General features: G+C 56.9%; 9 protein-coding genes. 3 read left to right on the top strand and 6 right to left on the bottom strand.

The annotated features are described in order from the left end of the window. The 5 genes from AC2FLX_RS20860 to acs all read right to left on the bottom strand — a co-directional run. A partial coding sequence (locus AC2FLX_RS20860; RefSeq protein WP_496875527.1) for a DUF294 nucleotidyltransferase-like domain-containing protein occupies positions 1 to 1,576 on the bottom strand: 1,576 nt, incomplete at its 3' end. Between the two features lie 114 nt (positions 1,577 to 1,690). Further along, entirely contained in the window at positions 1,691 to 3,472 is a 1,782-nt protein-coding gene (locus AC2FLX_RS20855; protein ID WP_480749921.1) for a sodium:solute symporter family protein, read from the bottom strand. A gap of 6 nt (positions 3,473 to 3,478) precedes the next feature. Continuing rightward, positions 3,479 to 3,763, bottom strand: coding sequence for a DUF4212 domain-containing protein (locus AC2FLX_RS20850; RefSeq protein ID WP_480749922.1), 285 nt, complete (start codon positions 3,761 to 3,763; stop codon positions 3,479 to 3,481). Between the two features lie 173 nt (positions 3,764 to 3,936). Continuing rightward, the gene (locus AC2FLX_RS20845; RefSeq protein WP_480749923.1) at positions 3,937 to 4,620 is read right to left on the bottom strand and encodes an adenylate kinase; all 684 of its coding nucleotides are present in this window, start codon (positions 4,618 to 4,620) and stop codon (positions 3,937 to 3,939) included. Positions 4,621 to 4,627: 7 nt separating this feature from the next. Further along, positions 4,628 to 6,592: an acetate--CoA ligase gene (acs, locus tag AC2FLX_RS20840; protein ID WP_496810866.1), complete on the bottom strand. Its 1,965-nt coding sequence runs from the start codon at positions 6,590 to 6,592 to the stop codon at positions 4,628 to 4,630. Positions 6,593 to 7,056: 464 nt separating this feature from the next. Between acs and dctP the strand changes: the two genes are divergently transcribed. Genes dctP through AC2FLX_RS20825 form a run of 3 tightly spaced genes read left to right on the top strand, consistent with a single transcriptional unit; the run spans position 7,057 to position 10,167 of the window. Further along, positions 7,057 to 8,073 (top strand): TRAP transporter substrate-binding protein DctP, encoded by a 1,017-nt coding sequence (dctP, locus tag AC2FLX_RS20835; RefSeq protein ID WP_496875526.1) that lies wholly within the window; start codon positions 7,057 to 7,059, stop codon positions 8,071 to 8,073. A gap of 58 nt (positions 8,074 to 8,131) precedes the next feature. Continuing rightward, on the top strand, positions 8,132 to 8,761 hold the full coding sequence (locus AC2FLX_RS20830) for a TRAP transporter small permease (RefSeq protein ID WP_496810562.1): 630 nt from the start codon (positions 8,132 to 8,134) through the stop codon (positions 8,759 to 8,761). A gap of 2 nt (positions 8,762 to 8,763) precedes the next feature. Beyond that, entirely contained in the window at positions 8,764 to 10,167 is a 1,404-nt protein-coding gene (locus AC2FLX_RS20825) for a TRAP transporter large permease (RefSeq protein ID WP_480749927.1), read from the top strand. A gap of 23 nt (positions 10,168 to 10,190) precedes the next feature. Here AC2FLX_RS20825 and AC2FLX_RS20820 read toward each other — a convergent pair. After that, positions 10,191 to 12,102: DNA/RNA non-specific endonuclease (locus AC2FLX_RS20820; RefSeq protein WP_496875525.1), on the bottom strand; the 1,912-nt coding region annotated here is incomplete at its 5' end.

Genomic DNA, 12,102 nt, shown 5'->3' with positions numbered 1-12,102 from the left:
GTCGCGCACGAGTATTCACCTCAGTCAACTTTCCCTGCAACGCATAGACCCGCCCAAGGTCCACCACGGGCACAACCCCATTGTGTTTGAGGTCGAGCGTGTTGCGGTGCTCACCCGACCTGATAGTAGCAAAACCGCGCAACAGACCCAGCGGCGGTGTGTGTTTCAGTGAATTCGCGATCATATGGGCCACGAAGATCGAATTTCGGCTGGCCGCTTTCAGGGTGTCAGTCTGCAGGTCGGAAAACAGATCGAATGTACCGCCGATAGGGCGCAGATCGAACATGACAGACGCCAGCATTTGCGCCTCGGGGTTGGGTTTGGCGATCCAGCCGGCGAAGTAGTCTTTCCACACGCGCACAGGCTGACACCAGCGCGGGTTCGTTGCCATCATGTCGCCGGGGCAGAAAAAATAGCCACAGATATTAAGGCCACCAGACACGAATTCCGCCAGCGCCTTGAAATAGGGCATGTCTGCGTCTGTGGCGGCATCATCCAGCATAATGCAGTTGTCCTGATCTGACACCCCGGTTTGTTCTTGCCGACCTTGTGAACCGCACGCTAGCCACAGATATGGCACCGGCGGCGGGCCGAACTTTTCCTCGGCCAGGCTTAGCAGACGGCGCGTGGCGGTATCGGCGATATCCGTGATCAGGCGCGTGACAACTTCGTGCCGGTTGCCGCCTGCCACAAGTTGTACCAGCAGGCGCGGAATTTCGGCGGTGACTTTCGCCATTTCCTCTGCGTTGGTCGCCCGTGAGATGGCACTGACCAGCTCCGCAGAACTGACCGCCTGGAAACGGGTTAGATCGGTTTGGGTGACCATACCCACCAATCGACCACTCTCAGTGATCGGAATATGTCCGATATGCCTTTCCATCATTGCGTGCAGCACATCCGAGCCGATGTCGCTTGGTGACAGAGTCAAAGGGTGTGGAGTCATGACCTGAGAAATGGGTGTAGAGGCGGGCAGCGCTTCTGCCACGACCTTCCCGGACAGGTCCCGTACCGTTACTATGCCTTTCAGGGTTTCTTTCTCGGTGATGCAAATCGAGGAAATTCCCCTGTCGCGCATTATAAGCGCTGCGTCTTGAACGGGTGTCTCGGGTGGGCAGGTGGCGGGATTTCTCGCCATCAAAGTATCAACCGAACTTGTTGCCAGACTGTCTTGTTGCGGTTTCGGGCTTCGCGCGCGGTTGAAGAACTTGGCAAATACTTCGTGTTGGGCAATCAGATCATGAAACAGGTTCGGCGGTAGCAACAGCAGAACGGAATGTGTGTCCGCGCGGGCGCTGGTAACTGCCTTGCCATCGCGCAAAAGCCCGCGTTCCCCGAAAGAATTACGCATGCCGAGGTGAGAGACGACGACACCATTCTCATCACTGATTTCGATCTGACCTTCGTAGACAATGAACAACCCCGGCAACGTCTCGCCAAGGTCGTAAACGGCGAAATCGGTTTCGACCTCCCATGCGTCTACCCGTGTTGCGATTGTCACCAGCACGTCGGTCGGTAGCGCGTCATAGGGGTGTACCGATTTCAGAAACCTGATGATCTGTTCTGGTGACAAAGGCATTAGGGCAACCTTGAAATGAAACGGAAAGGTCCCGCCCGGAATAATCGGGCGGGACCATCGGGTCAAAGAGGGCAGGCCTCATACGGGAGGGAACCAGTCCAGAGGCCCGACACCTCAGTGATCCTGCGCAGCACCCGCACCACGCGGAATGCGCACGCTTTCGACCAGGTCTTTGATCTCCTGCGGGGTATCTTTGGTCATGCCGGCGACCACATAGGCCACGGCAAAGTTGACAGCCGCACCGATGGCGCCGAACGAGGTCGACTTGACCGTACCCAGCAGCGGGTCGGCATCGGTGAAAGAGTTGGTGTCCGGAATGAACAGCCAGCCCTTGTGCAGGAAGATATAAACCAGGGTCACGATCAGGCCTGCCAGCATGCCTGCGACAGCGCCGGTGTTGTTGATGCGGGTCGAGAAGATCCCCATCATCAGCGCCGGGAAGATCGAGGCGGCAGCCAGTCCGAAGGCCAGAGCAACCGTTTGCGCGGCAAAGCCCGGCGGGTTCAGACCCAGATAGGTGGCAACGACGATGGCGACGGCCATGGCAATCCGCGCAGCCAGCAGTTCGCCTTTTTCCGAGATCGACGGGTTGATCGAACCTTTGATCAAATCGTGGCTGACAGCCGAAGAGATAGCCAACAGCAGACCTGCGGCTGTCGACAATGCGGCGGCCAGACCACCAGCGGCAACCAGACCGATCACCCAACCTGGCAGGTTGGCAATCTCTGGGTTCGCCAGAACCAGGATGTCGCGGTTGAAGTTGGTCAACTCGTTGCCGACCCAGCCTTTTTCGGCTGCCTTTGCTTGCATGGCTTCGGAAGCATCGTTGTAATACTGGATCCTGCCGTCACCATTCTTGTCTTCCCAGCCAAGTAGGCCGGTTTTCTGCCAGGTTGCCATCCAGTCATAGCGAGCGTCGTTCTCGATCTGCTCGACCGAGACGGCTTCGCCGTTGGTACCGTTGGGCCACATCATATCAGTGATATTCAGACGGGCCATGGCGCCAACAGCCGGGGCGGTCAGATAAAGCAACGCGATAAAGACCAGCGCCCAACCTGCCGACCAGCGTGCGTCGGCCACTTTTGGCACGGTAAAGAACCGCATGATGACGTGTGGCAAACCTGCAGTACCGATCATCAGAGACAGGGTGAAGAGCACCATGTTGAAGGTGTCGGCATGATGAGCGGTATATTCGGCAAAACCGAGTTCGCTCACGATTGCGTCAAGTTTGGTAAGAAGCGGCTCTCCGCCCGCAGTGTCGCCGAACAGGCCAAGGGCCGGGATAGGATTGCCGGTCAGTTGCAGCGAGATAAAGATCGCCGGAATGGTGTAGGCGGTGATCAGAACGCAGTATTGGGCGACCTGGGTATAGGTCACACCCTTCATGCCCCCGAACACGGCATAAGCAAAGACCACACAGGCGCCGATCAACAGACCGGTGGTATTGCTGACCTCAAGGAAACGACCAAAGGCCACACCGACACCAGTCATCTGACCGATCACGTAAGTCACCGATGCGACGATCAAGCAGATTACCGCCACGATGCGCGCAGTGGGGCTGTAGAAACGGTCGCCGATGAATTCCGACACAGTAAACTTGCCGAACTTGCGAAGATAGGGAGCAAGAAGCAAGGCCAGCAGCACGTAACCACCGGTCCAGCCCATCAGGAACGAGCTGTTATCGTATCCGGTAAAGGCAATGAGGCCTGCCATTGAAATGAACGAGGCCGCCGACATCCAGTCGGCTGCTGTCGCCATACCGTTAGTGACCGGGTGTACACCGCGACCGGCGGCATAGAATTCTGATGTGGAACCAGCGCGGGCCCAGATTGCGATGCCGATGTAAAGCGCAAAGGACGCGCCCACAAACAGCAAGTTTATGGTAAACTGATCCATGGCGGCTTACTCCTCTTCGACGCCGTATTCGCGGTCGAGCCGGTTCATCCGCCAGGCGTAGAAAAAGATCAGGGCCAAAAAGACCAGGATCGAACCTTGCTGGGCGAACCAGAAGCCCAGATCGGTTCCACCTACGGTGATTCCCGATAGCATCGGGCGCAGCAGAATGCCAAACCCAAAGGATACCAGCGCCCATATGATGAGGCTGACGATGATGATCCGCACATTGGCTTGCCAATAACTCTTGTCGGCTTCGGCCGTCTGTACGGAGTTTGTAGTACGATCCGCCATGGCGGTTCCTCCTTGCTTCCTCCAAGGCTGCCCGCTGAGCGGACAAACCCTCTCCACGTGCCTGCCGCCGTATCAAGACGATCAGACATACCATTACCGGTCCGCCTAGGCGGTTGATCCGGTTAAATACTCAAGGGGGAGGGGTGGCGTTAACCGTCCCCGGTATTGCTCGCTTAGTCCATCGCCCCCTTGACGATGGTTGCGAGGCCCTGGGCGATCTCGTCTATCCCGCCCATGGCGTCAATTTTCTTCAGAAGGCCCTTGTGTTCATAATAGTCAATCAAGGGCGCGGTCTGCTCATGATATGCGCATAGTCGGGATGCGACGGTTTCTGCGTTGTCATCCGCGCGGCGGCTAAACTCCGAGCCGCCGCACTTATCGCACTTGCCGTTTTCGGCTGGTTGCTTGAAACTGTCATGATAGCCTTCGCCACAGCCGGCGCAGGTGTAGCGACCGGAAATGCGCTTGACCATTTCGGCGTCCTCCACCTCAAGGCTGATGGCTGCGCCAATCTCCTGTCCGGTCTCAGCAAGCAACGCATCAAGTGCCTCGGCCTGCACAGTAGTGCGTGGGAACCCGTCAAGTATAACGCCTTGGGCGCAGTCAGGTTTCGCCATACGGTCACGCAGGATTGCGATGACGATCTCGTCGCTCACCAGATCACCTGCTTCCATGACAGCCTTTGCTGCCAATCCTGCCTGTGTCCCGGAAGCAACCGCCTCGCGCAGCAAATCGCCCGTCGAAAGCTGCACTAGACCAAATCTTTCTTCCAGCATTCGCGCCTGAGTTCCCTTTCCGGCGCCCGGAGGGCCGAGAAGGATCAAAACGGCGGGAGTGGTTGTCACGGCCGTGTCCATCACACCCTCACTTACTGGCCCGATTTTGAATCAGGTCTTCGACCACTGAAGGATCGGCAAGTGTCGAAGTGTCGCCCAGAGATCCGAAGTCGTTTTCTGCGATTTTTCGAAGAATACGGCGCATGATCTTGCCCGAACGGGTCTTGGGCAGGCCCGGGGCCCATTGAATGACGTCCGGACTGGCAATCGGTCCAATCTCGGTTCGGACCCACTGGCGCAATTCCTTTCGCAGTTCCTCGGAGGGTTCGCGGTCATTCATCAGGGTGACATAGCAATAGATGCCTTGCCCTTTGATCTCGTGCGGATAACCCACCACAGCTGCCTCGGCCACGGCGGCATGGGCCACTAGTGCGCTTTCCACCTCGGCGGTGCCCATACGGTGGCCCGAGACGTTGATCACGTCATCGACCCGACCGGTGATCCAGTAATCGCCATCGGCGTCACGCTTACAGCCGTCGCCAGTGAAGTAATAACCTTTGTAGTCGGCAAAATAGGTCTTTTGGAAGCGTTCGTGATCACCCCAGACGGTGCGCATCTGACCAGGCCAGCTGTCTTTGATGCACAGCACGCCCTCGACATCGTTGCCCTGTATTTCCACACCCGATTGAGGATCGAGAACGACAGGCTGGATGCCGAAGAATGGCTTCATTGCCGACCCTGGTTTCATCGCATGTGCGCCTGGCAGTGGCGTCATTAGGTGACCGCCGGTCTCGGTCTGCCACCATGTATCGACGATCGGGCATTTGCCCTTTCCTACAACCTCGTTGTACCAGTTCCAGGCTTCGGGATTGATCGGCTCGCCAACTGTGCCCAAGACTTTAAGATCACTCAAATCGCATTTCTCGACAAACTCGTTACCCTGGCCCATCAGGGCACGGATCGCGGTGGGCGCGGTATAGAATTGATTCACTTTGTGCTTTTCACAAACCTGCCAAAAGCGCGATGCATCAGGGTAGGTTGGCACACCCTCGAACATCAGCGTGGTCGCGCCGTTGGCCAACGGGCCGTATACGATATAGCTGTGACCAGTCACCCAGCCTACGTCGGCAGTGCACCAGTACACATCGCCATCATGATAATCGAAGGTGATTTCATGAGTCATTGACGCATAAACGAGGTACCCGCCGGTAGTGTGTACCACTCCCTTGGGCTGACCGGTTGAACCAGACGTATACAGGATGAACAGCGGATCCTCTGCACTCATCTCTGCCGGCGCGCAATAGTCGTCTACTTCAAGCGCCATTTCATTATAGTCAAAATCACGACCCTCTATCCAAGTCGTCTGGCCGCCGGTGCGCTTGACCACGAGGCATTTCACGGTGTCCTTGCAATGTAACAGGGCGGCGTCGGCGTTGGATTTCAAGGGGGTCTTGCGGCCACCGCGCGGGGCCTCGTCGGCTGTGATAATCACTTTGGCGTCACAGCCGTTGACACGGGCCGCCAACGCATCCGGGGAAAAGCCGGCGAAAACGATGGAGTGGATGGCGCCGATCCGCGCACAAGCAAGCATTGCATAGGCGGCTTCTGGGATCATCGGCAGATAAATCACCACGCGGTCACCCTTACGCACGCCCATAGACTCCAGAATATTGGCCATCCGGCAGGTGCGGCGGTGCAATTCGGCGTAGGTGATGTGCTGGGCGTCGTCGGTCGGCTCGTCCGGCTCCCAGATGATCGCAGTCTGATCGCCGCGGGATTTCAGATGACGGTCAAGACAGTTGGCAGACACATTCAGTGTGCCATCGGCGTACCAGTTGATCGAGACCTTGCCAAAGCTGTAGTCAACGTCCTTTACTTGGGTGTATGGCTTTATCCAGTCAACACGCTTGCCCTGTTCATCCCAGAAAGCGGCTGGATCGGCGATCGAGGCGGCATACAATTCGGCATATTTTTCCGCGTTTACGTGCGCACGTGCTACGGTTTCGGCAGATGGCGGATAAACTTTGGCTTCTGAATGAGCAGCGGCGTTCATTCTTGGGCTCCTCCCTGTCACTGAATGTTCCGGGACCGTTTTCGCCCGCATGGAGAGCATTGTCGATCCGGTTCCTACCCTGCGACGGATAATAGTCATATCTGAAAATAAAGAAATAACTTGCTGTAATCCAATGGTTTGTGTGTAAATAAGTTTTTCCACAGCGGTAAAATAGTAAATTTTTGGCGAGGAAATTATCATAAAATCCTTTGTTTTCAATTGATAGAGAGTCAATGACACGGGCTTGGTTTCAATCCTCTCTCGCGTCATGGCGGCCTTCCGCGCGAAAATTACCTTGACGGGTCGCGCGACATTTTGTTCCCGTTTGCGCTCGCGGTTCAGGTGAACCGTGAATTCTGGGTGACGGGCCGTCAGGAGCCCAGGGGTTGGCAGTCGTGAATGTTGGCGCTAGCTTCTCTTGCAAGCGGCCTGCCATGAGGTTCGCGGTCAAGGGAGAGATCATTATGAACAAGATGTTGAGCGGAGCGGCCGTTGCCGCCCTGAGCCTTGCTTTTGTCACCGAAGCTGCAGCGACCGAATGGAACGTTTCGGTTTGGGGCAAACGGCGGGCTTTTACCGAACATGTTGAAAAACTGGCGGAACTGGTCAGCGAAAAAACCAGCGGCGAGTTCACGATGAATGTAAGTTACGGAGGCTTGTCTAAACCGAAGGAAAACCTCGACGGCATTTCAATCGGGGCTTTCGAAATGGCCCAGTTTTGTGCCGGCTATCACCGCGACAAGAACCGGGCGATTACCGTGTTGGAGTTGCCGTTCCTCGGAGTGAACACCCTGGAGGAGGAAGTAGCGGTCAGCCATGCGGTCTATGGGCATCAGGCCGTCAAGGACGAGATGGCGCAGTGGAACGCGCAAATTCTCATGACCTCGCCGATGCCACAGTACAACCTGGTTGGAACCGGCGATCCGCGTGATGAGCTCGCGGAGTTCGACGGCATGCGTGTTCGCGCAACTGGTGGACTGGGCCAGGCATTCGAAGCGGTTGGTGGCGTGCCCACCTCGGTTCCAGCGACCGAAGCTTATAACGCAATGGAATCTGGAGTTGTCGATACAGTAGCCTTTGCCCAACACGCGCATCTTTCGTTCGGCACCATCAACAAGGCCGACTGGTGGACAGCCAATCTGAATCCAGGCACCGTCAACTGCCCAGTGGTGGTGAATATCGAAGCCTTCGAGGCGCTGAGTCCAGAGCACCGCGAAGCACTTGAGAGTTCGATTGATGAAGCGATTGCTCACTACCTGGCCAACTATGGCGAGCTGCTCAAGAAATGGGATGGCGTGCTGGAAGAAAAGGGCGTCGAGAAGGTGATGATCTCGGACGAGACGATTGCAGACTTCCGTGCCAAGGCCGCCGACCCGATCCGGGATCAGTGGATTGCCGATATGTCGGCGCAGGGTCTGCCGGCGCAGGAACTCTATGATCTGGTGAAGTCAACGCTAAACGATCAGCGCGGCGGAAGCTGATTCTATCGACCGGGCCCTTGCGCCCGGTCACTTCAATCGCCCATCAGGAGAAAACGAGATGGCAGGACATGCCACGGTACTGGAGGATGACAGCCTCCTGAGCCGTTTGGATCTGGCCCTATTGCGGCTTGAAAAGTTAATGGCATTGCTCAGCGGCATTGGCGTGTTCTGCCTGATGGTTCTTGCGGTCGTCTCTGTTGGTGGACGCAATACGATGAATGCGCCGCTGCCCGGATACGTGGACTGGATCGAACAGGCGATGCCGCTAATTGCGTTCCTTGGAATCTCGTTCGTACAGCGAAATGGCGGTCATATCCGGATGGATATCCTTATCGCGCGACTGCATGGCCGCGCAGTGTGGTTGTTTGAATTGGTTTCGGTTGTTCTGATCCTGATCCTGATGATGGCGCTGGTTTGGGGCAGTTGGGCGCATTTCGACCGGTCCTTTGACTGGGGTGCACCGCTGTGGAGCCGTGATAGCTCGATCGATATCGGCATTCCAATCTGGCCAGCCAAGCTGCTCGCCCCGTTAGCGTTCTCAGTCCTGTGTTTTCGACTGCTTTTGCAGACATGGGGCTATGGCCGCGCATTTGTGCGGGGTGTGGATAGACCCGTTGCAGTTCCGCTCATACAGGACGCAGCAGCGCAGGCAGCAGCCGAGGCCGAACAGTTCGAAGGGCAGGAATAAGCATGGACACCATCGAAATTGGTCTTTGGGTCACCGGCTTTCTTCTTGTCATGGTCCTCACGGGGATGCGCGTGGCCTTTGCCGCAGGGCTGGCCGGGCTTGTCGGACTAATCTGGATATTCTGGGCCAAGTTCGGGTACGATCCGGACCGGTTCGGTAAAGCGGTTACGGTCGCAGTCAAAACCGCGGGGCAGGTGCCTCATTCCAAGGTGGCATCACACACACTCAGCCTGATCCCTACCTTTATCCTGATCGGGTATCTGGCCTATTATGCCGGGCTGACCCGTGCGATGTTCGAAGCGGCCAAACGTTGGATTGCCTGGGTTCCGGGGGGATTGGCGGTTTCAACCGTGTTCGCCACAGCCGGATTTGCCGCCGTGTCAGGCGCATCCGTGGCCACGTCGGCGGTGTTTGCGCGTATTGCGATCCCCGAGATGCTGAAGATTGGCTATAACAAGAGGTTCGCCGCGGGTGTCGTTGCGGCGGGTGGTACTTTGGCGTCTCTTATTCCGCCTTCCGCCATTCTTGTGATCTACGCCATCATTGTAGAGCAGGACGTCGGGAAACTGTTACTTGCCGGATTCATCCCCGGCGCCTTCTCGGCGGTCATCTATGGCACATTGATTGTCGGCATAGCCTTGGCATTCAAGTCGGTTGGTCCACCAGTTTCCGGTTTTACCTGGCGCGAGCGTTTTGCTTCGCTTCCTGCTGCGATGCCGATTGTTCTTGTGATCGTCATCATCATCTGTTTTGTCTACAACCCGCTTGGCGATCAGGCTTGGGGTACGCCGACCGAAGGCGGTGCAATCGGCGCTTTCATAGTGTTCTGTTTTGCGCTCTGGCATGGGATGCGCTGGACGGAACTGAAATCAGCGCTGCTGGAGACCGCCAAACTAACAGCGATGATCTTTTCGATCATCTGGGGCGTTCTGATCTATGTTCGGTTTCTTGGCTTTGCCGACTTGCCGGGAGCATTTTCAGACTGGATCACCGGCTTGACGATGTCGCCGATGCTGATCCTGATTTGCATCCTGCTGGCTTATGCGGTTCTCGGCATGTTCATGGATGCCATAGGGATGCTTTTGCTGACCCTGCCGGTCGTCTATCCTGCGGTCATGGCGCTGAACGGAGGTGAAGCAGTCAGCGCTGCGGACAGTACGTTTGGCATGTCTGGTCCGATGTGTGCGATCTGGTTTGGCATTCTGGTGGTGAAGATGGCCGAGTTTTGCCTCATCACTCCACCCATTGGCCTTAACTGCTTCGTAGTCGCGGGCGTGCGCCCCGACCTGAGCGTTCAAGATGTGTTCCGCGGCGTGGCCCCGTTCTTTGTGGCGGATGCCGTGACCATCGCTTTGCTGGTCGCCTTCCCGGGAATTGTTCTTTATCTGCCGTCTCTGGCCAGTTAGGGCAAGGGGACCAGCCCTGCTGTCTACAGGCAGATATTCTCATAATCCCACACGGTGATTGCAACGCTTTCTCCGGCTTCGCTCTCGCCCACCTTGCCCAGCGGATCGAAATCGCGGAGCAGGCCGAAATCGTGCCCCGTAGCGTGCTCCAGGTCCTTGATCCGGACCTGGAAGGTTTTGAACTCGCCGAATTCAAACCCTTCGACTGCTTCGACGCGTCCACGTTCGGACAACATCCGGTGGATCAACTGGCCCTGAGACAGGATATAGGCCGTCGCGTGTAGGCGCAGGATGTCGCCCTCTTCGGGCGCTTCGGCCAACATTGTTACCACCTTGAAGAATTCCAGCGGCACGGGTGCGCCTGTGTTGCCCAGAAGAGGCTCGGTTCCAGATATGATCGGGCCACTGAACACGTTCGCGCGAAAACCGTGAGTGCGAACGTTATCGAGGATGTAGTCTTCCAGTCCCAACCACATTTCGGAGTTGCGGTTAAGAAGGCGATGCTGCGGGCTGCATACAGTGTAATGAAACGTGTCCGCGTCAGCCTGTTCCGCGGTTTCGCGGGTATCACCCCAATTGGTTGCTGCACGACGTATCAGGTGGCCCCGGTCAATATCGGCATGGCCATAGGCTTCGGCATCGAGTTGCTGGTTGGCTGGAATGCGCAGATCCTTGCGCCATGTCGTCGACCTTCGCTTGATCCTGATGGTCTGTTCTCCATCGATATTCAGGGCGGTCAGCAGCGGCCCCTTGAGCGCAGCACTATAAAGCACGCCAAAATGCTGGTAGCGCAGTTCGTGCTGGCGTTCAGGTGTCGCATCGCTTGGTGTGCTAAGCGGAATTTGAGGGTTGAGCTTGGGTAGGGGCACTGGAACCACCTGCAGGAAATCGGGGTCATATCCACCGCGCGCCGCAAAATGGTTCAGATCGTGACCAGCGGGTGCCTCGTCAGGGATTGCCGCGACACTGTGAACCTGCCCGGCTACACCCTGATCCAAAAGGGCGGTCAGGGTGCTGACCCGAACGGCACTGTTGCCGATGCCGAACCGACCGGCAAAGTGCAACCCCACCAGTTTGCCGCTGTCGAGGCTGATGACTGGACTGCCCGAATTGCCACCCAACGTTGTGGCGTCGTGACCAAGCCGGGAACTGCTGTCGGCCATGCTGGCAAAACCGGGGGCAAAGCGTTTGATGTCGTAGAGCCCTTTGAAATACCGCTCCATCTGGGCGGCGTTATTGCGCGAGTCCGAGGCCGGATAGCCAATAACGGCGATCATCTCGCCATCTTCGGCATCCTTGATCGCGCGCGGCAGAGGCGCGAGAGAAATACCACTTGCGGCGTCGGGTTTGTCGACCCGCGCCAAGGCTACATCCGCCGAAATGTCGTCTGCAATATAGGTAAACTTGCGGATTGGAATGGTCTTCGAATTGTCCCCCCCGGCGCCGACTTCCTCCAGAAAATCGATGGCCGCGCCATAAAGGATGTTGCCAGGGCCGAACTTGAACACGCCATCGCCCAGAAAAGTCCGGCGGGCTACGATCTTGGCCACATGCCGGTTGGTAACGATCAGCAGGCTGCCATTGTCTTCTTCGTCGATGATCCAGCCTGTGCCACCCCATGCCATGTCGTGATTGCGGAACTCGATACGACCTATCGAAGGGATCATAGGCTCGATGTTGGTGATCTTGATATCCGTACCGGGGGCGAAATCGCCGCCTAGCTGGGTTTTCCCCTCAACTGCGCCGTTTTTGATCAACAGCGGGGGGCGGCCAACCGCTCGTACAATGGCTTCGAGCATCAAGTTCGAATGACCGGCGGCCTCAAGTTGCGGCGGCGTGCTGTCAATCATCTCTATTGCTGTGCTTTCTGCAACCAGCCCCAACTCTTTCAAGACCGGAGACCCATCGTTGATGGCCTGCTTGATCTTGTCGAAA

The organism is Ruegeria sp. YKSF57, assembly GCF_059612585.1.
This window is presented reverse-complemented; position numbering and strand designations above follow the sequence as displayed.